The 21,833-nt window shown below is 42.7% G+C and carries 19 protein-coding genes; 2 read left to right on the forward strand and 17 right to left on the reverse strand.

Features of this window, described 5'->3' with window-relative positions:
* Window positions 1-3: 3 nt before the first annotated feature.
* The 14 genes from ATH1_RS0103105 to ATH1_RS0103175 form a co-directional block, all read right to left on the reverse strand.
* A complete protein-coding gene (locus ATH1_RS0103105) occupies window positions 4-525 on the reverse strand; it encodes a shikimate kinase (RefSeq protein ID WP_010417352.1) in 522 nt (173 codons plus the stop codon).
* Window positions 526-543: 18 nt separating this feature from the next.
* A complete protein-coding gene (locus ATH1_RS0103110) occupies window positions 544-3,192 on the reverse strand; it encodes a DNA gyrase/topoisomerase IV subunit A (RefSeq protein WP_010417353.1) in 2,649 nt (882 codons plus the stop codon).
* Between the two features lie 3 nt (window positions 3,193-3,195).
* Window positions 3,196-5,028, reverse strand: a complete 1,833-nt coding sequence (locus ATH1_RS0103115; RefSeq protein ID WP_010417356.1) for a DNA topoisomerase IV subunit B — start codon at window positions 5,026-5,028, stop codon at window positions 3,196-3,198.
* A 453-nt stretch (window positions 5,029-5,481) separates the two neighbouring features.
* Complete coding sequence (gene rodA, locus ATH1_RS0103125; protein ID WP_010417361.1) at window positions 5,482-6,903, reverse strand: rod shape-determining protein RodA; 1,422 nt, start codon at window positions 6,901-6,903, stop codon at window positions 5,482-5,484.
* On the reverse strand, window positions 6,887-8,734 hold the full coding sequence (mrdA, locus tag ATH1_RS0103130; protein ID WP_029163937.1) for a penicillin-binding protein 2: 1,848 nt from the start codon (window positions 8,732-8,734) through the stop codon (window positions 6,887-6,889). The genes rodA and mrdA overlap by 17 nt, the downstream gene beginning before the upstream one ends.
* A gap of 11 nt (window positions 8,735-8,745) precedes the next feature.
* Entirely contained in the window at window positions 8,746-9,264 is a 519-nt protein-coding gene (locus ATH1_RS0103135; protein WP_010417364.1) for a hypothetical protein, read from the reverse strand.
* A complete protein-coding gene (gene mreC / locus ATH1_RS0103140; RefSeq protein WP_010417367.1) occupies window positions 9,257-10,087 on the reverse strand; it encodes a rod shape-determining protein MreC in 831 nt (276 codons plus the stop codon). The genes ATH1_RS0103135 and mreC overlap by 8 nt, the downstream gene beginning before the upstream one ends.
* Window positions 10,088-10,115: 28 nt before the next feature.
* Complete coding sequence (locus ATH1_RS0103145) at window positions 10,116-11,138, reverse strand: rod shape-determining protein (RefSeq protein ID WP_010417370.1); 1,023 nt, start codon at window positions 11,136-11,138, stop codon at window positions 10,116-10,118.
* Window positions 11,139-11,152: 14 nt separating this feature from the next.
* Window positions 11,153-12,679, reverse strand: coding sequence for a bifunctional phosphoribosylaminoimidazolecarboxamide formyltransferase/IMP cyclohydrolase (gene purH, locus ATH1_RS0103150; protein ID WP_010417373.1), 1,527 nt, complete (start codon window positions 12,677-12,679; stop codon window positions 11,153-11,155).
* A gap of 152 nt (window positions 12,680-12,831) precedes the next feature.
* Window positions 12,832-13,647: a ZIP family metal transporter gene (locus tag ATH1_RS0103155; protein WP_010417375.1), complete on the reverse strand. Its 816-nt coding sequence runs from the start codon at window positions 13,645-13,647 to the stop codon at window positions 12,832-12,834.
* 385 nt (window positions 13,648-14,032) lie between these two features.
* The gene (locus ATH1_RS20030) at window positions 14,033-14,590 is read right to left on the reverse strand and encodes a DUF6515 family protein (protein ID WP_010417379.1); all 558 of its coding nucleotides are present in this window, start codon (window positions 14,588-14,590) and stop codon (window positions 14,033-14,035) included.
* Window positions 14,591-14,618: 28 nt separating this feature from the next.
* Window positions 14,619-15,008, reverse strand: a complete 390-nt coding sequence (locus ATH1_RS18850) for a hypothetical protein (protein ID WP_010417381.1) — start codon at window positions 15,006-15,008, stop codon at window positions 14,619-14,621.
* Between the two features lie 168 nt (window positions 15,009-15,176).
* Window positions 15,177-15,959 carry a hypothetical protein gene (locus ATH1_RS0103170; protein WP_010417385.1) on the reverse strand — a complete coding sequence of 261 codons (783 nt, stop codon included), beginning with the start codon at window positions 15,957-15,959 and terminating at the stop codon, window positions 15,177-15,179.
* A gap of 31 nt (window positions 15,960-15,990) precedes the next feature.
* The gene (locus ATH1_RS0103175) at window positions 15,991-16,407 is read right to left on the reverse strand and encodes a hypothetical protein (protein WP_010417388.1); all 417 of its coding nucleotides are present in this window, start codon (window positions 16,405-16,407) and stop codon (window positions 15,991-15,993) included.
* Window positions 16,408-16,798: 391 nt separating this feature from the next.
* On the opposite strand from ATH1_RS0103175, the gene ATH1_RS20035 reads away from it, so the two are divergent.
* Together ATH1_RS20035 and ATH1_RS0103185 are read left to right on the forward strand one after the other, a co-directional pair.
* Entirely contained in the window at window positions 16,799-17,899 is a 1,101-nt protein-coding gene (locus ATH1_RS20035; protein ID WP_010417392.1) for a sensor histidine kinase, read from the forward strand.
* The gene (locus tag ATH1_RS0103185) at window positions 17,899-18,633 is read left to right on the forward strand and encodes a LytR/AlgR family response regulator transcription factor (RefSeq protein WP_010417394.1); all 735 of its coding nucleotides are present in this window, start codon (window positions 17,899-17,901) and stop codon (window positions 18,631-18,633) included. The genes ATH1_RS20035 and ATH1_RS0103185 overlap by 1 nt, the downstream gene beginning before the upstream one ends.
* A 574-nt stretch (window positions 18,634-19,207) precedes the next feature.
* Here the strand turns inward: ATH1_RS0103185 and ATH1_RS0103190 are convergent.
* From ATH1_RS0103190 to ATH1_RS0103200, 3 genes are all read right to left on the reverse strand, one after another.
* The gene (locus ATH1_RS0103190) at window positions 19,208-20,422 is read right to left on the reverse strand and encodes a cation:proton antiporter (protein WP_010417398.1); all 1,215 of its coding nucleotides are present in this window, start codon (window positions 20,420-20,422) and stop codon (window positions 19,208-19,210) included.
* Between the two features lie 146 nt (window positions 20,423-20,568).
* Entirely contained in the window at window positions 20,569-20,904 is a 336-nt protein-coding gene (locus ATH1_RS0103195; RefSeq protein WP_010417400.1) for a HepT-like ribonuclease domain-containing protein, read from the reverse strand.
* Entirely contained in the window at window positions 20,876-21,199 is a 324-nt protein-coding gene (locus tag ATH1_RS0103200) for a nucleotidyltransferase family protein (protein WP_010417402.1), read from the reverse strand. Before ATH1_RS0103200 ends, ATH1_RS0103195 begins: the two co-directional genes overlap by 29 nt.
* Window positions 21,200-21,833: the final 634 nt, after the last annotated feature.

Below are 21,833 nucleotides of genomic sequence, written 5' to 3' on the forward strand. Positions count from 1 at the left end.
ATTTTAACGTAATTCCAGAGCCTTCATTACAATGCGAAGTGTATCCTGGGGAGAAAGCCCCGAAGTATCGGCAATAATTTGTGCTTTGTTGTACCAGGGATCACGTTCCGAAAGTTTTGTTCTGATAAAATTCAACAGCTCTGTTTCGCTCTTCCCGGCTATCAGTGGTCTGTGATCCCGGGAGGGAAGGAGGCGTTTTGCAAGGGCTTCGGGAGATACTTTCAGATAGATGGTCAACCCGTGCCGGTTCATGAAATCCATATTGTCCTGAAAACAGGGAGCCCCGCCCCCGGTTGCAATAATTGCATTGGTCCTGTCTTTTGTCGAGAGCAGGATATTATGTTCGATCGACCTGAAACCGTCTTCCCCGTATTTTGAAAACAGTTCGGAAACAGAAGCTCCTTCCTGCTTTTCAATTAGATGGTCAAGGTCCAGGAAGTCACGGTTGAGGGCATCGGCCAGCATCCGGCCAAATGTGGTTTTGCCACTCCCCATGAATCCTGTTAGATAAATTGGTTCTGCCATGACCGTTCTCTTTATATTTCAGAAAATGGACATCTGTCCCTTGTCTTCATCCTCATGTGTGTCTTTCTTTTCTTCAGATTCGGTTTCAGGTTCGGGTTCAGGCTCTTCTCTGACGATGGGCTCCAGTTCCATTATGTTATGTACCTGGTAAGTGGTTAATCTTTTTCCTTTAGCCCGCCAACCCTTAACATTTATAAATTCGGCAACCTCTACGATTTTCTTCTCCCGGTCTTTGTCTTCACCGCCAAATTTTATTTCCAGTCGTGGATAATCCACTTGTGTCAGGCGTATGAGTCGTGATTTGGGATTATCTCCGATAAATCTTTGCGGCTTGCTGACGGGTTCGACCTGGAAGCGTTTCACGTAATAGTAATCCTGGTCGGCATCATAATAGACAGCAGACCAGACAATGTCGGGATTGAATTTTTCGATGCAAAGGATGTTGTCTTCATAATGATTGGCCAGATCGTAATTGGTTTGGAAAAAGTAGCCGTCTGTGGTCATTACAAGTATCTGGTCGCCAGGGTGGAACTCTCCTAAATATTTTCCGTGTCCGTCTACATTCAGCCGTAGAATTTCCGGCTCGAACCATATTTTCCGGCCCCCCAGTGTGCTTTCTCCTTTTTTCTTAAGCACTATTTTGTGGATGTCGTATTTTGTGAGGATGTTGCCCTGCGCACCTCGTCCTTTTATGGCCAGTTCGGCCATGTCGAATTCAAAAAACTGATTTCTGAGGCGGGGACGGGGTTTCAGGGTTATCTTCAAAATTTCGGCTTCGCCATTGGGGTTAGCGCTGAAATAGAGCACTTCAGAGCCCGGTGTCCCTTTGGTCAGGTTGTACTCTTTATCGCGTGTAACGCCTGTTACTGCAAAGCGTTTGACATAGGTATTGCCTCTTTTCCCGTCGCGATAAACCACATTGTAAATGGTTCTGCTATCATTGCGCTTGAAGACGGCAATGTGAATAATATTTTTACCTACAAAAGATTTTTCCTGCACCTTGGTGACCAGGTACCGCCCGTCTTTGTAAAAGATGATGATGTCGTCAATGTCCGAACAGTTGCACACAAACTCATCTTTCTTCAGGGCTGTCCCCACAAATCCGTCTTCACGGTTGATATAAAGTTTCTCATTTTTTACAACTACTTTAGAAGCTTCTATGTTTTCGAAACTTCTTATTTCCGTCATTCTCGGATAATGGGAACTGTACTTCTTTTTCAGGCCCTTGTAATAATCAATGGTGTAGGGGATAATGTTGTTAAGGTTATACTCAACCTGTTCGAGTTCCTCTTCCACCGAAGCGATATATTCATCGGCCTTTTTTGAATCGAATTTGGAAATTCGCTTAATCTTGATCTCTGTCAGCTTGATGATATCATCGCGCGTTACTTCACGTTTTAATAAATTTTTGAAGGGTTCCAGTCCATGATCAATGGTCTTGATGATGGCTTCGTAGGTTTCGCACTCTTCAATGCGCTGGTATATTTTTTTTTCGATAAAGATTTTTTCCAGTGATGACAGGTGCCATGCTTCTTCAAGCTCTTCTTTTCGAATTTCGAGTTCGCGGGTCAGAAGGTGTACCGTGTGGTCTGTGTTTGATTTAAGTATTTCGCTTACAGTGAGGAATGCCGGTTTTTCGTCACGAATTACGCAGGCATTGGGAGAGATGGAAAGTTCGCAGTCGGTAAAAGCATAAAGCGCGTCGATGGTTTTGTCGGGCGAGGTTTTGTCGGGCAGGTGAACGAGTATCTCTACCTTTTGGGCGGTATTGTCATCAATTTTTTTGATTTTTATTTTGCCCTTTTCATTGGCTTTGAGTATCGACTCTATTAAGGTAGTGGTATTTTTCCCGTAAGGAATATCCGAAATAACCAGTGTTTTATTGTCAAGTTTGCTGATTTTTGCCCGTACCCGCACTACTCCGCCTCGCAGGCCGTCGTTGTATCTTGACACGTCCATCATTCCGCCCGTGGGAAAGTCGGGATACAATTCGAAAGGCTGACCTTTCAGGTAAGCGATGGAAGCGTCGATGAGTTCGGCAATGTTGTGTGGTAATATTTTGGAAGCGAGGCCAACGGCAATGCCTTCTACTCCCTGGGCCAGAAGTAACGGGAATTTAACAGGCAAAGCCACCGGTTCCTGATTCCTTCCGTCGTAGGAAGGTTTCCATTCGGTGATTTTAGGGTTAAACACGACATCGAGAGCAAACTTGCTTAGCCGGGCTTCGATGTATCGTGGGGCCGCTGCGCTGTCACCCGTAAAAATGTTTCCCCAGTTTCCCTGCGTGTCGATAAGCAGGTTTTTCTGTCCCAACTGCACAAGCGCATCACCGATTGAAGCATCACCATGGGGGTGATACTGCATGGTGTATCCAATAATATTGGCCACTTTGTTATACCGCCCGTCTTCTATTCTGCGCATGGCATGCAGGATGCGACGCTGCACAGGTTTCAGCCCGTCGTGAATATGAGGTACCGCCCGTTCAAGGATGACATACGATGCATAGTCGAGAAACCATGAACGATACATTCCCTGTAGCGGGGTGATTTTTACATCGTTGTATTCATCCTGTCTTTGTTGCGACAGGTTATCGCGATTCTCTCCTTTTTCTGGCTCTTCGTTGTTTCCTTCGGGTGTTTCCGGATGTTTATTGATATCGTCACTCATTTTTTAAAGCATTTCTTCATCAACCACCAGGTTGTCAATGATAAAATTCTGCCTGTTTGGCGAATTTTTTCCCATGTAAAATTCCAGCAGCTCTTTAAAGGCGTCCTCTTTTTTCATACTAACCGGCTCCAGGCGGATATCCTTGCCTATAAAATGCTGGAATTCGTCGGGGGAAATTTCTCCCAGCCCTTTAAATCTTGTAATTTCGGCATTTTTCCCGATTTTTTTTATAGCATTCAGACGTTCCTGTTCGGTGTAACAATAAAAGGTTTCTTTTTTGTTTCGCACCCTGAAAAGCGGAGTTTGCAGGATAAACAAATGTCCGTTTTTTACCAGTTCCGGGAAAAATTGCAGAAAGAATGTCAGCAATAGTAACCGAATATGCATCCCGTCAACGTCGGCATCAGTAGCGATGATTACCTGATTGTAGCGCAGGGCTTCAATTCCTTCTTCGATGTTGAGCGCTGCCTGAAGCAGATTAAATTCTTCGTTTTCGTATACCACCTTGCGGGTTAGACCGTAGGTGTTGAGTGGCTTTCCTTTCAGACTGAAAACCGCCTGGGTACTAACGTCGCGGGCTTTGGTGATGGAGCCCGAGGCAGAATCACCCTCGGTAATGAAAATAGAGGTTTCCAGCTTGCGTTCGTGATTGGAATTGAAATGGATCCTGCAATCGCGAAGCTTTTTGTTATGCAGACTAACTTTTTTGGCGCGTTCGCGTGCCAGTTTCTGGATGCCTGAAATGGCTTTTCGTTCTTTCTCCGATTCCAGTATTTTTTTATGCAGGATTTCTGCGGTATCGGGGTTTTTATGCAGGAAATTATCAAGCTTTTCTTTGACAAAATCAAGCATATAGTTTCGTATCGAAGCCCCGCCGGGTGACATATCCTTTGATCCCAGCCTGGTTTTTGTCTGCGATTCAAATACCGGTTCTTCAATTTTTATACTGACCGCGGCAACAATTCCCGAACGGATGTCGGAGACATCAAAACTTTTATTGTAGAACTCACGAATTGTTTTTACATAAGCCTCTCTGAAAGCCAGCAGATGGGTTCCGCCCTGAGTAGTGTGCTGGCCGTTAACAAAAGTGTAGTATTCTTCGCCGTACTGATTGCAATGGGTTACGGCAATTTCCAATTCATCGTCTTTCAGCGATATGATAGGGTACAAACCGGTTTCGGTCATCTGTTCATCCAACAGGTCGAGCAGTCCGTTCTCGGATCGGTATTCTTCACCGTTAAAATGAATGGTGAGTCCGGCATTCAGGTAAGTATAGTTTCTAAGCAGCGAGCTTATGTATTCTTCCTTGAATGCAAAATCGTTGAAGATGGATTCATCAGGTACAAATTCGACAAAGGTACCATTGGGCTCTTTTGAGGGTTCTACCGGGGCATCTTCTACCAGTTCTCCTTTGCTGAATACAACTCGTTTGGTCTCCCCGTCGCGAAAAGCCTGGATGACAAACCGGTCGGAAAGGGCATTGACTGCCTTAATTCCCACTCCGTTCAGCCCAACTGATTTTTTAAATACTTTGCTGTCATATTTGGCACCGGTATTCATTTTGCTGGCTACATCCAACACCTTTCCCAGCGGAATGCCCCGCCCGAAATCTCTCACTGACAGACGCTTTTCAGAAAGTTCGATGCGTATGTCTTTTCCAAATCCCATCATAAATTCGTCGACCGAGTTGTCCATGACCTCCTTTATGAGGACATAAATCCCATCGTCGGCAAAAGTCCCGTCGCCGAGTTTTCCGATGTACATACCCGGCCTTCGCCTTATGTGTTCTTTCCAGTCAAGTGTGCGTATGGTTTCTTCCGAATAGTTCTGCACCATTTTGCCTTACATTTAAGTTGTGTCTTTTTTTGGTTATCCTTATTGCTGCAATTTGTGCGGTTTTTCATGCTGTTGCAGGTTGTTTGTACAGGTTTCGGACAGCATTTTACGAATATTTAGTGCTTGTCTATAAACTCGCAAAAATTTTTACAATAAGTGTGTCTGTTCAGAAAGTGCCAGTTGCAAGGCTTGCGAGGTCCGAAAATACGGAGTTTACTCATCGTAAATGAGTAATTTTCGGACGAGCGTAACACAGCAAATGGTACTTTATGGACAGACACTATTTATATTGTTCCGCTCCTGCAGAAACAAGCAATAATCCAAAGTCCGAAAATCTTCCTCCTTCCGGGAAAATTCTTCCAAATATAATTAAAAGGAGAATTCTATCGTAATCCCTGTTGGCAGATAAAATTTTTATTTGATGCAAATCAGGGGGTTTCGAAACAAATTTTTTTATCGTATCAATTCTGCCCTGTTGGTATCCAGTTTCAGAAAAATAAACAGCAAGACTGTAAACCCCCAGAAAGAAGAGCCGCCATAGCTAAAAAAGGGTAGCGGTATACCGATAACAGGAGCCAGGCCAATTGTCATTCCTATATTGATAACAATGTGCATGAAGAAAATGGCGACCACACTATAACCATAAATGCGGCTGAAATCGGAGTGTTGTCTTTCGGCCAGATATATGATGCGCAAAAGAAGGGTCAGGAACAGAAGTATTACTATGGAGGTGCCTAAAAAGCCCCATTCCTCCCCGACTGTGCAAAAGATAAAGTCGGTACTTTGTTCCGGCACAAAATCAAATTTGGTCTGGGTGCCTTGCAGAAATCCCTTTCCCGAAAATCCGCCTGAGCCAATGGCTATCTTCGACTGGTTAACGTTGTATCCTACTCCTTGCGGGTCGTCTTCCAGGCCTATCATAACCAGTATCCTGTTTTTCTGATAATCGGAGAGTACCGAATCGAAAAAATAGTTGGTAGAATAGGTATAGCCCAGCATTGCCCAGAGCAAGACCAGTCCGATTCCCAATTGAGGCAAACGTTTAACGACGGCTTTAATACCAAGATAAGCCGAGGTAATGCCGGCACTTATCATGAATGGTAAGGCATACCCGGTTTCTTTATCCAATACATTGAAAATGCCTACTGTAAGGGCAAAAGTGACAGCTGTAATGCCGAGAGAGATAATGACCGTTTTCTTCTGTTTTGTGAAATAGATAATTGCACAAAAAAGCACGAATAGTCCCGCGTAAATAAAAATGGTTTCGTAAAGCAGAGAAAGGACGAAAACTATTGCAGCCAAGGCACCGAGAAATAATATTACCGCGGGCATTCCTTCGCGGAAAAACACCAGGAAGAAGGCAAAATAAACAAGAGCAGACCCCGTGTCGTTTTGTAATAATATGATCACTGCCGGCAAGAACACCACGGCTGCCATTTTCAGGATGTGCCGCAACCGATTCATCTGGAAGTTGTACCGGCTCATCACCCTGGCCAGGGCAAGACTTGCCGCTACTTTTGTGAGTTCAGACGGCTGGAAGCGGACGGGGCCAAACTGAAACCAGGCTTTCGCTCCATTAATCTCTACACCAAAAAAGAGAGCCATCAGCAACAGGAGCAACGACAATCCGAAAAAGATGTATGAAAACTCTACGAAGAATTTACTGTCGATGAGAAAAAGAATGCCTATCGTTAATACCGACAAACCAATCCAAACAAGTTGTTTGGAAGGCTCGGATGAGAAGTCCCAGAAAGAGCCGGCTTCCGGATCGTAATTGGCAGCATAGATATTTATCCAGCCAAAAGTGACCAGTAAAATGTAAATTATGACCGTCAGCCAGTCAATATTTTTGTATGGTCTAATCGTTACTCTCATTTATCAGATCGGCTTCTAACATTCGTTGTTCTATCCATCTCCGGGTTCTGTGTATTTCCCCGTTGAGGTATTTTTCTATAATCAGGCTTGAAATGGGGGCTCCGTAGGTAGAGCCAAAGCTTCCGTTTTCAACATAAGTGGCAACGGCGATTTGTGGATTGTCTTTAGGTGCAAACGCGATAAAAATACTGTGGTCGTCGCCATGCGGATTTTCTGCTGTTCCGGTTTTTCCGCAAATTCTGATGCCGGGGATTTGCGCAATCCGGGCGGTGCTACCTTTTCCTCCCCAGATGGCCAGTTCCATTCCGTCGATTACCGGATCGAAATGAGCAGAGTCAATACCTACATAATGTGGTTCAGCGAAACGGGATGGAATGGTATCATTTTCGATTTCTTTTGCAACATGAGGCGTATACCAGTGTCCCCGGTTGGCAATAGCGGCGGTCATGTTTGCCATTTGAATGGGCGTGGTCAGCAGTTCTCCCTGTCCAATGGCCAGGGATATCACAGTCAGCGATCCCCAGCTTCCACCATATATCTGGTCATAATAATCGTTGTTGGGGACCAATCCTCGGGCTTCGTTACTCAAATCGGTGCCCAGACGGTATCCGAAACCGAAATCTACTAAATAATTTTTCCAAACGTCAAGGCCCGTTTTGGGTGAACCGTATTCAGGATTGTCAAGTATGCTGCGGAAAACATTACAATAATAGGCATTACATGACATCTGGATGGAACCACGTAAATCCAGCGGACTCGGATGAGAATGGCATCCTACCGATAGCGAAGGTGTATGATAACCCCTTTGGCAACTGTAGCGTGTTTCCGGCATAACGACGCCTTCCTGTAGCCCTATCAGTGCGTTAATGGTTTTGAACGTGGAGCCGGGAGGATATCCCGATTGAAGCGGCCGGTTGAAAAGCGGATAAAGGGTGTCATTGGCCAGTTTTGGAAAATTAATATTCCGATTTCGTCCAACAAGCATCGATGGGTCATAAGATGGTGAAGATACCATGGCCAGAATCTCACCGGTGGCCGGTTCGATGGCGACAATGCTTCCCACTTTGTTCTGCATCAGGAGTTCCCCGTATGCCTGGAGGTTGTGGTCTAATGTTAAGGTCAGGTTTTTCCCCGAAACAGCCGGTTCGTCGTACCGTCCTTCCCGAAAAGCTCCTTTCTGGCGCCCATGAACATCCACCAGGACATATCTGGCACCTTTACGACCCCGCAAGGCTTCTTCGTAGGTTTTTTCCACTCCGCTAATGCCCCAATAGTCTCCCTGGCTGTAATATGGATGCTTCTTTAATTGTTGTTCGCCAATTTCACCCACGTAACCTAGAACATTGGCAGCATTTGAATATTCATATTTCCGGACAATTCTTCGCTGACCGAAAAAACCCTTGAATTTGAAAAGTTTTTCGTGAAAATATCCATATTGCTCTGCCGGCATCTGCTTGTAAAATATTGACGGCTGGAAGGATGAAATTTTTCTTGCCTGCAAATCTTTTTTCATGTTTTGAAACAGACTTCGTACCTTTTCAATTTCAAGGCCCATGCTCTCTGCCAGCTCTGCCGTATCAATTTCTCCCATTTCCCTCGGAACAACCATAATGTCATAAACGGCCTGGTTCGAAACCAAAAGTTCTTTATTGCGGTCGTAAATCAGACCCCGTGCCGGGAATTCGGTAATTTTTCTTCTGGCGTTACTCTCGGCCGAATACTTGTAAGAGGGATCGAACACCTGCAGCATAAAAAGCCGGATGACAAATACGATGGTTACAATAACCATGATGAGTCGTATTACGATGGTTCGATTGTTTTGATTTTCCACTTACCAGGGTTTTACAGAGTTCGGGATTTATTTCTGGCAAACAGCATGGCAATAAAGATAAATATCAATGAAGCCAGTGCACTAAGTACGCTTTTCCAAAATATGAGGAAAAAATCGGCCATACTGAATGCTTCCACGAAAAACAAAAACAGGTGATGGGTCGTCACCATTATGGCAGCGTATTTAAAAAACCATCCAAAGCCATAATCAGCCGGAACGGGAAGGGTTCCGGGCTCGTACCCGTCGCGGGGCGAAAAAGAGCTCAGAACAAACGGGCGTAAAAACGCCATGAAAACAGTTGCCGATGCGTGTATTCCCCATGTATTCATAAATATGTCAAGAGTGAGGCCGGTAATGAATCCAAGTATTAATAACAGCCATCGGGGCGTGGAGAAAGGCAGGGTAATGATAAACAACACATAAATATAGGGGTTCATGAATGTACTAAGCTGAAGATTATTCAGCAACAATACCTGAATAAGGATAAAGGCTACAAAATTGAATAAATATCTTGGTAACCAGTTAATCATCTTCGTTTAGTTTTTCAAGTTCCCGTTGTTCTTCTGCACCTGTTTTTTCCACAACATGTACATATTGGAGTTGTTTGAAATCGACCGACAGCAAAACCCGTATATCATAAAATCCTTCTCCCTGATTGATGGATATTTCATCGATGGTTCCGATTAATATGTTTTCGGGGAAAATGGATGAGTAGCCACTGGTTACCACAGCATCCCCCACCGAGGGAGATGCATGGGCAGGAATACCGCTTAAAGTGGCGTACCGGTAATTTAAACCTTCCCAGCCCAGTGAACCGAAAAATCCTGTATCACGCAAACGCGCCGATATCTGAAGTCTGGTGTTCAGTAAAGAAATCACGGTAGAATAATTGTCCGAAGTGTTGAGCACCACACCTACCAGTCCTCTCGATGAAATAACTCCCATGTCGGGGTGTATGCCGTCATCAGCACCTTTGTTGAGTGTAAGATAGTTGAAATGCTTGTTCACAGAGTTGTTGATGACCTTTGCCGGGGTGTAGCGGTATTTTTGAGAGCCAATACTGTCAATATAAAATCTCGTAGCAGAAGTTGTCAAAAAATCTGTTTTTTCCAATTGATTCCGGAGTTCTGAGTTTTCCCGGAGCAGTTCTTCGTTGGTCTTTTTCAACCTGAAATATTGAGCAACAGAACTGAATTGTTCGTAAAAAAAACCCGAAATTTTATTGGAAGAGCTTAAATAAAAGTTTCTGTGATACTGATTGTAATTAAATATAAACGAAAAGCTGATGATTTCCAGTAAAAGAAACAACAGCAAAAAATGATAGCGAATGATGAAACGGAAAAAGTTTCTCATTGTAAAAAGTTAATTCTGACCTGAGCATCTATCTTATCAGGAACGAAAATTTATGTCTGTTTTTAAGTGCAATTCCCGTACCTCTTGCCACCGCGTGCAAAGGGTCTTCAGCAATGTGGAACGGGATGTTGATCTTTTCGGTCAGTCGTTTGTCCAACCCCCTGAGTAAAGCTCCTCCGCCTGCCAGATAGATACCGTTCGTAACAATATCGGCATAGAGCTCCGGAGGTGTTTGTTCCAGAGCATTCAAAACGGCGGTTTCCATTTTAGAGATGGACTTCTCGAGACAGTGGGATATTTCCTGGTATGAAACCGGAACTTCAATAGGGAGGGCGGTCATCTGATTGGGCCCCTGAACGATGTAATCGGCCGGCGGGTCATCAAGTTCGGGGAGGGCCGATCCCACTCTAATCTTGATTTCTTCGGCGGTACGTTCGCCGATTTTAATATTGTGCTGGCGCCGCATATATTCCATGATGTCGGTGGTGAGGTCATCACCGGCAATACGTATCGATTTGTTGGTAACAATGCCTCCAAGTGAGATGACGGCTATTTCGGTTGTTCCGCCACCAATATCGACTACCATGTTGCCCTCGGGAGCTTCAACGTCAAGCCCTATACCGAGCGCAGCAGCCATGGGCTCATATATCATGTAAACTTCGCGGCCTCCGGCATGTTCGCCGGAATCGCGTACGGCTCTTATCTCTACTTCGGTGCTCCCGGAAGGGATACAAATTACCATTGTGAGAGAGGGAGTGAAGACCCGATTCTTTTTGTTGATCATTTTGATCATGCCCCGTATCATTTGTTCGGCGGCATTAAAATCGGCAATGACACCGTCGCGAAGAGGGCGGATGGTATATATGTTGTCGTGGGTTTTCCCGTGCATCTGGCGTGCTTTTTCTCCAATGGCTTCCAGTTTTTCGGTACGGCGGTTCAGCGCCACAATGCTGGGTTCATCCACAACTATCTTATCGTTCTGGATTATTATGGTATTGGCCGTCCCCAAGTCCATGGCCAATTCCTGAGATAAAAATGAAAACAATCCCATTGTTTAATGTTTTATTAATGTTTAAAGTGACGGGTACCGGTAAATACCATCGACATTTGACGGGCGTTACAGAAATCTATTGAATCGTTGTCGCGAACCGATCCGCCCGGCTGAATAACCGCTTTTATCCCTGCCTCGTGTGCAATCTCTACAGAATCGGAAAAAGGGAAAAAAGCATCGGAAGCCATGACGGCCCCTTCGGTCTCAAAATCGAATGCCCGGGCTTTGGCTATCGCCTGTTTCAGTGCGTCAACACGTGAGGTTTGCCCAATTCCGCTACCGATCAGCTGCTTGTTTTTGGCAAGCACAATGGCATTGGACTTGGAATGTTTTACAATTTTATTGGCAAAAAGAAGATCCTCAATTTCACTATCGGAAGGACTTGAATTCGTGACTGTTTTTAAATCTTGCCGTGTTTCAATCCTGAGGTCTTTATCCTGTACCAAAACCCCGTTTAAGAGGGTTCGGGAACTTTGTCCGGATATCTTGGCAGATTTTTGTAAAAGTATAATGCGATTCTTTTTTTGCTTCAGAATATCGAGAGCGTTATTGTCATAACCGGGAGCAATGATCACTTCGAAAAATATCTTATTGATTTCGCCTGCAACTTCTGCATTAATCCGGTCATTGGTGATGATGATTCCGCCGAAAGCAGAAACAGGGTCACCTGCCAGTGCCTTCTCCCAGGCATCCGATATGTTGTCACGCGATGCCAGTCCGCAAGCATTATTGTGCTTTAATATGGCAACAGTTGTTTCGGGAAAGTCGGAAATTAAAGAAACCGCAGCATCAATGTCGAGCAGATTATTGTAAGATATTTCTTTACCATGCAATTGCTCAAACAGCTGGTCGAAATTTCCGTAGAAAACACCCTTCTGATGGGGGTTTTCTCCGTATCTGAGTGTTTTACTGTCATCGATGGCCTGGCGGAATGCCGGGAAATCATCTTGCCGGTTGAAATAATTGAAAATGGCCGTGTCATACCCTGAAGAAACTGAAAATGCTGCAGTTGCTAAATAGCTACGGTCTTCCAGTGATGTTTCACCGTTTTGTTCATTAAGGATGTTCAGCAGTATTTGATATTGCCTTTTTGAAGGAACAATTACTACATCTTTGTAGTTTTTTGCCGCCGCACGAATGAGTGCGATGCCCCCGATGTCTATCTTTTCAATAATGTCCGCATGAGAAGCCCCCAAGGCCACTGTTTCTTCGAAAGGATACAGGTCAACAATAACGAGGTCTATTTCAGGAATTTCGAATTCCTCTATCTGTTTCTGATCCGTTTCAACATTTCTACGGCCAAGAATACCGCCAAAAACTTTGGGATGGAGCGTTTTTACCCGGCCCCCCAATATAGAAGGGTAACCGGTGAGTGATTCCACAGCTGTTACTTCAACCCCCAATCCTTCTATAAACGACTGGGTGCCTCCGGTTGAATATATCCGGACACCCAGAGCATTTAATTTTTTTACTATTTCATCGAGTCCGTCTTTGTGATAAACCGATATTAAAGCTGATTTTATCCTTTTTGTATCTGCCATTTTAATTTCTTAATATCTATTGGTCTTAGAATAGTCGCAAAATTAAGAAAAAGAGAATATTTAGCAATAGATGGAAGATAAATTATATCGGTTGGTAACAATTGGTTAAACTTTATTTTGAAGTGCCGGCAAAATATTCCACGTGAAAGACCCTATCCTAATGCAACATCTAAAAACATCATAACTGCAAAACCAAGCATTGCTCCGATTGTAGAAAAATCAGTCTCGTTTCCGGTTTGTGATTCAGGGATTAACTCCTCAACAACAACAAATATCATTGCTCCTGCGGCAAATGAAAGCGCGTAAGGCAATAATGGAGTAATTGTCAATACCAGATAGGCACCTGTTACCCCTGCGATTGGTTCAACAATACCTGAAAGTTGACCATAATTAAAAGCTTTTAATCTTGACAAACCTTCCCTGCGAAGTGGGATTGAAACGGCTGCTCCTTCGGGAAAATTCTGTAATCCAATCCCAAATGCAAGTGCTATTGCTCCGGCAAGCATACCTGTATCCGGATTATTTGCCAAAGCGCCAAAAGCAACTCCAACAGCTAATCCCTCAGGAATATTGTGTAAGGTGATTGCTATAACAAGTAAAATGCTTCTCTTCCAGGTTGTTTTAATTCCTTCAGCGTCATCTATTGATAATCCCATATGAAGGTGAGGTAAAATTTTATCAACTATGAGCAGAAAGGCTCCTCCTGATAAAAATCCGATTACCGCAGGAGCCCAGGGAAGATTACTGCTTTGTTCCGACATTTCAATTGCCGGCTTCAATAAAGACCAGAAACTTGCAGCAATCATCACTCCTGCAGCAAATCCTAACATTGAATTAAGAATCTTCTGATTTATTGTTTTAAAAAAGAATACCATTGAAGATCCTGATGCTGTAATAAACCAGGTAAAAATTGTCGCCCCAAGTGCAAGCAAAACAGGATTATAATTAAGTAGCCATTCAATTTCCATTAGCATATAATTAGTCTAAGTTATTGGACTTATGCAACTTATCATACTTTAACTGGTATAGGATATTTAGAGGTCAGGTTCTTCGCTTCGCTCAGAATGACAAACAGCTAAGGTTGAGGTTGAGGTTGAGATTGAAGTTAAGGTTGAGAGTTCACCACAGTTGACGCAGATGAACGCAGATTATTTTTATTAACATCAATAAAAATCACATTTTAGTCTGTTTGCTTTTTTAGATTCTCCCTTTCGTCAGAATGAAAAGGGCCTCTTGTCATTCTGAGGAGGTAACGACGAAGAATCTGTTCCCTGTTTTTGGTTCCTTTGATGATTAGAGGTCAGATGGCGTTTGCAAATGTTCTTTTGTGACAAACCTTTTGCCATGCTCGTTTTATTCATCAAGTTTCCCGACAACTTCGTAACCAGTTTTTTCTATATTTACCTGCTTGTAAATGATATTGTTGTATTCCATGAAAGGCTTGCCGTCGATTTCTATTTCAGCAGCATCGGATGGCAGTTGGCTTACAATTGCTCCAACGGGCGGGTCTGCAACAACATATTCACTGCTGGCTTCATCCAGGGTGTAAAATATTCCTCCGGCATAAAAGAAAACGCGCGGACCGACAACTACCCGTACATATCCGGCAGGCAATGCTGCAATCCGGATACCCACGGGCGGTACCGTACGTATATAAACCCCATTATTGGAAACATAAAACGTACCGCCATGAAAGTAATAAGGAACGTTACGGTAACGGATAACAACTGCGCTCTGTGGCAAGCTCCTTACAGTCCGGACCACCGGTTTTTTCCGGTAAACCACTGTTCCGCGCGGCCCTTGCACCACCGTCCGGCGTGGGGTGTTGATTACTCTTCGTTGTGCATACGACTCTGAAGTTACACCCAGCAGAATGACGAATAAAATCAATACAAATTGTTTTGCTTTCATAATTTCTATTTTTTAATTACTTGTTCAATTATTCAACCCCGCCCTCTTTCTTTCGTTCATTGGCCATCTCCTTGGCTTTTTTCCGCATTTCTTTCCGTTTGTCGAGGTAAAATTCAAACTGTTCTTCATTTAGCAGTTTCTTTAGCTTTTTGTCTTTCTCTTCCGATATTTTCCTGGCCGCTTTCAGCTTGCTTAAATTGCCATTGATTTCCTTAATTTTTTCCATCTTCAGGGCATATTCCAGGTTCAGGGCCTCAACTTTTACCAGCTGCGAATCGTTTAACTGCAGGTTTTCTTCCATCCATTCTGTTTGCATTTGGGCACGTTCTTCAGGTGTAAGCTGCATCCCGAAATTCTGGGCAAAAGTGGCAAGCGGAAAGAGGGACACAAAAATAAAGTTAAAAATTATTTTTCTCATAACAGTTTTTTTTATTTAAGTATTAAAGAGTGAACTAAAAAACCATGCCGCTATCATTCTTTTTGCCGGCATGGTTTCTTTTTAAACTTTATCTGGTTATCAATTTACCAGACTTACCTTTCAATTTACTGAAAGACAGGTATTAGTATTAAAAATATTCGAAGAAGTTTATTGCTCTTCCACTTCCCCTGTTTCCAAATTGGTAACATAACGGGTTCCGGAAATTTCAATGATAGCTTCCCGGTTGCCGGTAAACGTAATGGTTCCATCATAGCTGAACGAACCGTGACTACTACTGCCTGATATCAAGAAATGAATGGTTCCGTTGTCGATTTCCTTAGGTTCTTTTTCAACGGCTACATCAACAAATTCAAATTGAATCGTGGCTTGGCGGGTTGCCTGGTTACGGATTTTAGACTCGAAACCGCCGCTTCGCTCCCACGTGCCGTTTATCAGGTACATATCGGAAGTATATTCAATGTTTGTGATTTCAAAATCACCGCTCACCGAGTGAGTGGAAGCCAGGCGGGGGGCATCAAATTCACCGTTGTAGCTAAAGCCTACATCCAACTTCAAGGGGTTTCCCAACTCGTCGCACTCCAATGTGTAATTGTAGGTTTTGGTGTTATTATAGGTAATTACACCGGTTCCGGCAGTGACCATTGTTGTGTCAGCCGATTCGCCACAACTTAGACTTTTGCCAGTAGTACCAGCCGATTTCATGCCACTTTCATAATCTACTGCCTCGTTGGCAAGCGCGGCGGCAGTTTCAATATCCGATGCGGCACCTGAGGTTCCGCTGGCCAGTGAAGAGGCCACCATTTCGGCTGCTTCTGTTTCAGTAGCCGGTAAGTCATCGGCTACCGTTTCGTCATCCTTGTTACAGGAAGTAAAAATTAACATTCCCGAAAGGGTAATAATACCTGTTAATAAAAGATTTCTTGTTTTCATTTTTTTAAATTTTAAGTTAATTAAATGATTATTAAAAATTGTTTTCTTTTAAATGGGTCAGAATGGTTTCCAACCGATTAATCCACTTTGCCCGAATGTCTTCCGTTTTTTTGATTTGTTCCGGTGTGAGGATGGCTTTTAGTTCGGTGCTTCGCTTTTGGTTGAGATCCAGCAGTTCAGCAATATTTTCCATTGCCATACCTTCTACTTTCAGGTAGGGCTGGCTCAACTTAGCATATTTCAGGTTAACCTGTAAGGCTCTTTCGGCCTGGGCTTCCTCCATGTCAAGTTTGTTTTTCATGACCATAGTAATAACTTGTGCACGTGTTTCCGGACTCTTCCTGAACAACTCGCGAAAACAATCTTGCCTGCCCTGCGCAAAACTGCTGAACGTAATTATTACAAGCAGTACTGCTGTTCCAATAAAAATGTTTTTTATTTTCATCATATTTCATCCGTATAAAATTTGTTTATTAAGGTCTGATGGAACTCGCATGCAAGGGTTTATACATGTTCTCTTGTGACAAACTTTGCCATGCTCGTTTCATCAGTATATAATTTACTTAAGTTATTGGTCTGATGGAACTCGCATGTAAGAACTTATACATATTCTTATTGTAGCAAACTTTGCCATGCTCGTTTCATTTTAAAATCCGCTTCAAACTTATGTCCTCCATGCCGCGTTATGGAAAACTTTTCATCAAACTGCACATTCTTTTATACCAACAACCTGACAACTCAATAAGCGACTCGTTGAATCTTTTGGCCATTGGTTGAACCTTAAAAGGCGTTGGTTTAATCAGTTTATCCTGAATTGATTAATTTTGTACTATTGCAATATGAAGAAATTGCTTGTACATATCAGTGTTTGGTTGATCCTTACTTATTTCCTGTATATTCCCTTCGCGTTGTTTTTGCCATGGGAAATGGCAATAGCCAGGGCGGTTGCCGGAATTTCGCTGATTGCCGGTATGTTCTATATTTCCGGGTGGGTGCTGGCCTCCCATTTTTTGGTCAGGCGTAAAAAGTATGTGTTGTTCTTTCTGTCTTCCATTTTGTTGTGTATTGTGTTTTCCATAATACGGGTCAAGTTACTGGGCTTGTTTCCTGAATCTGTCCCGGCCTTTACCGGTCGGGTTCCAAGAGAATTTTTTGAATCGAAAAGGGATTTGAATCCGGGGTATAATCCTGAATTGCTTAACCGTTTAAAACCAGGCAGGGCTGCCTGGTTACCCGGATTTATTATGAACGTGGTTATCCTGTTTGTCGCGACCTTGTTTAGACTGTATGAACATAAGGCGGAGAAAGAGCAGGAAAGCCGTGAAGAATTACAGCGCAGCCAGGAGGCGCAGATTCTCTACCTGAAATCGCAGGTCAATCCTCATTTTTTGTTCAATACGCTCAATAATCTTTACGGGCTTACCTATTCCAAATCGGAACTTGCCCCTCAAATGGTGCTGGGCCTTTCGGACACGATGCGCTACCTGATTTATGAGACCGAGCAAAAGTTAGTGCCGGTGGAAAAAGAACTGGATTTTATCCGGAATTACCTTGACCTCGAAAAAAAGCGCATCTCACACCCTGAAAATATCCGTCTTTCGGTTAACATGACCAGACAAACGGGTTTTATCCCGCCTTTGCTGTTGCTTCCTTTTGTAGAAAACTGTTTTAAACACGGAACCATCGGCCGGGAAGATGAAGGGTGGATCGAACTGGATATCTGGGATGAGAAAGAGCGCTTCTTTTTTGTTTGTAAAAACAGTTACCGGGAAGATAAAAAAGCAGGACAAACGAAAGGGGCAGGGCTTGGATTGGTAAATGTAAGGAAACGGCTGGACCTGATTTTCGGGGAAAATTATGAACTTAAAATCGTGAAACAGGAAGATGAGTACATGGTATCGCTCCGGTTTCCGGTTTTTTCTAAAAAAGAAGAGTTGTAATGGAAAGGATTAAATGTATTGTGGTGGATGATGAACCGATTGCCCGTCAGTATTTAAGCGACTATGTTGCAAAAATGCCTCAACTTGAGCTACTGGCTGTTTTTAGCAGTGCAAAGGACGCCTGGGAAATTATCGGGTCAGGGGCGGCTGAACTGGTTTTCCTGGATATTCAAATGCCGGGACTGACGGGGATTGAACTTATCCGCACCCTTCAAAAAAAGCCGGCGATTATTCTTACCACGGCTTATTCCGAGTATGCCCTCGAAGGCTACGAACTGGATGTGGCCGACTACCTTCTGAAACCCATTTCTTTTGACCGGTTTGCCAAAGCCGTGAACAAAGTGGCCGAACGTTTGGAAAAACAAATCGGCAGCATCAGTACCGGCTTGTCACCGACCGGTGAAAACGAAACAACCACCCGCGATTTTATTTTTGTTAAATCGGGCTACAAGTCGGTGAAGGTGAATGTCAGTGATATCCTGTACGTGGAAGGCATGAAAGAATACGTGGTCATCCATACGAAGGACAAGAAATTTACCAAGCTCGACCGGATGAAAAACATGGAGAATTTTCTAAAAGGGAAAGGGTTTATCAGGGTGCACAAATCCTATATTGTTTCTGTGAAGAATATTGATTCTGTTTTTGGGAATACGATTGAAATTAACCAGAAACAGTTGCCACTTGGACGAAGTTTTAGAGATGAGGTAAACAATGCGTTGGGAATAAGCGAATAGATGCATGTTTTCTGAATTGTTTTGTTCACTTCTGCCTTGCCTGTGGAATACGAAATCCCGACGATTGGTACAATTTACCCGGGAGCTTCAACCGATAATGGTTCACCCTGTGAAAATTATATTTAACAGGGCAAGCCATACATCCATTGTCCCGGCAGGATACTATTGGAAGGTCAACAGGTTTTGTTAGAGACATAAGTCACTGTAGAGCAATTACATAGAGCGAATTCGTGTCGCAATAACGTTTCCGTGAATGATGTCGTTTGGCGATTCGAAGTACAAACTTGTCAAACCGCTACACCGTATTTTAGATGTAACTCCCTCGAATGTAGCACTATCTGCCAAATGTGCTATACATGATGTCAGGGAATCGTGCTTTCATTATTATTTATCTTCCGGGCTCTAATATAATTTTTATGTATGAGTACGGTCTAAAAAGCATCTTTGTTGCCAAACCGGTTGTTGTTTTAAATTTTTGCATGCCATTAACAATAAGTTAACTCCGGTACAAAAATTTAAAACGTCTTGATTTTGACAAAAATATGCTTTTTATAGCGCACTCATGTATAACCAATTACTTTTCAATTTCTCCTGCTTTCTTTAGCGACAATTTAGCAATTACAGGACCTATCACTTCATGGATAACCGTAGCTCCCAGGATAATATTGATGAACTCATCGGAAATTGATGAAAAGACGGGATTATATTTTATCATAAGAGCCAGACCAATAACAATTCCCCCCTGAGGTATTAAACCACCGGCAGTATATTTTTTAACTTCCGGGGATGCTTTTCTTGCTCCAACCCATACACCTGTAAACTTCCCTAAAGCTCTTAATAGAACAAAAAGAAGCACAACTAAAAAGACATTACCTAAAACAGTAATATCCAAATGCATACCACTAATGGTAAAGAAAAGAATAAAAACCAGCTGTTCAGTGTATCTTTCGAGCAATTGAAAGATTAATTTTTGTTTTTTGTTAAAATTTATAACCATAAAACCCATAAACATTATTGCAAGCAATTCATCTACTTCCAAAAAAGAGGAAATGCCAAAACACAAGCTCAGAAAGCCTATAATGATAGTAATCATCATTCCTTCAGAACTTTTGGCGAGATGTTGTGACACTTTATTAAAGATAAAACCTATGACGCCACCAACCAATAAAGCTCCAAATAATTGTCTTACAACTAATAAAGCTACAGAACCAATTTCTATATCTTGTGACGAGACAAAAGGAGTGGCAATGGCAATGGCAATACTGAATAATAATAATCCCATGGCATCATCAAAAGCTGCTACCCCCATGATAGTTGACATAACTTTACCTTTTGCTTTATATTCATGGGCTACGGCAAGGGTGGCGGTGGGATCTGTTGGGGCAGCAAGAGAGCCCAGCATAAGACTCAATGGAATATAAACAGTCATGTAAGTGGCATCATCAATGTTTAATAATAAGGGAGAAAGAAGAATAAAGCCAAGCATTACAAGTAAAAAAGCAAAGGTGGATTCTCCTAATGTAATTTTCAGAATTTGCCGCCCTTGATTTTTGATTTTAGAGATTGATAAAGTACCCCCAACTGAAAATGTAATAATACTTAATGAAATATTGGTTACTATTTTTGTGTGATCAACAAACGATTCCGAAACAAAAGGAGCTATCCGGGGACTTAATAAAATTCCTGCAATAATATAACCTGTGACTTTTGGCAAATTAAATTTATCGACAAGTTCTCCAAGTACGAAACCTGCTATAATAATTATTCCAATTAATGTTATGCCACTCATCTTCTCTCTATTTTTGGTACCGGCAATTATAAATATGCATCCTTATTTGCCGACAACACTACATCACTATTTGCCGATTTTGGTACATTGTTATTTTCCGGTTACACTAATGGTCTGGCGCAGTCTACTCGATTGTAGCATGTGCATTAATTATATAGGAGGGAGTGAATTTCTTTCTGAAGTTGGCCAAGGTCTCTTGTCACAATGGCCCAAATTATATCCTCGGATACGGAGTCATAGCCATGAATTATTCGGTTACGAGTATCAACAATTTTTCGAGCATGGCTTATTTGTATCTCAGGGTCAAATTGCAATATCCTATTTACCGCTTCCCCAATTATTTCGATGTTTCTTTCAACCGCTTTTCTTGTTTTCAAATCTTTCTGGAACTCGAAGAAATTTATAGTTTCGGGCAGAAAGCTCTCTTTTTCTTCAATTGACTGCTTTATGTCTTCAAGCCAAGTTTGGATTTCTTTTTGCATAAATCTGAATTTTGGTTCTTTCAATTTCGCTCTTCAGGTACTTGTTTCTAAGGGCCTTTTGTTCTAACAGGTCGATTTCTCTTCTTAGGATTTCCTTTAGTTCAAACTTCAGGTTAAAGTACTTATCAGCATACGATACAGGATCACTATCATCAATGTCTACCAATAAATCGATATCACTGTCGGGATTAAAGCTGTCATTCGTTACAGAGCCAAATGCAAACAGAGCTCGGACTTTGTTTATTTCGCAAAGCCTGTTGATCTGCTCAATATGTTGATCTATTATTTTCATCATAAACCAAAAATACAACTTTTTTCAGTATAATGCTTTAGTGAAAAATTGGCTTCTCCTTTTTTTTGCATTTGCTAACCGGGTAGCTTACGCCCCCTATGAACCGTGCGTGCCAGTTTATGCATTCATAATTGATATTTTAAGGAATGCATGATTTTCAATTCCCGGCACACGGCTCAGGCACTTTTAAGTCCGTTCCGGTGAGGGAAGACCCGGCTGCTATTACTATCTATATTATCGTTGACAATAAAAGTAGTAATTTGTCTTTATTCTTTAGCTAAGGTTTCTTTTCTATAGGCTCATCCTGTCTGCCGGCTGAACAACATCTTCGTATGAGCTGCGTTAAACGCTCATAACCTGTCAGCTTACCGTTTTGGCAGGGAGCGTATCAGTCTTGGTTTTCGCTCTTACGCCTTTACGACAGTTGCGGAATATTCAAATATTTTAGCCATGCTCACGCATCCATGCCCTTAATCGGTCTAAGACCCCGATGACACTCCGCCTCGCGGTTTCGTGCCACGCCGTGGGATACGAAATCCGGGCGATTGGTACACTTCTCCCGGGAGCTTCAACCGATAATGGTTCACCCTGTGAAAATTATATTTAACAGGGCAAGCCATACATCCGTTGTCCCGGT

The sequence above is a fragment of the Anaerophaga thermohalophila DSM 12881 genome, assembly GCF_000191885.1.
In the GTDB taxonomy this organism is placed as follows: Bacteria; Bacteroidota; Bacteroidia; order Bacteroidales; family Marinilabiliaceae; genus Anaerophaga; species Anaerophaga thermohalophila.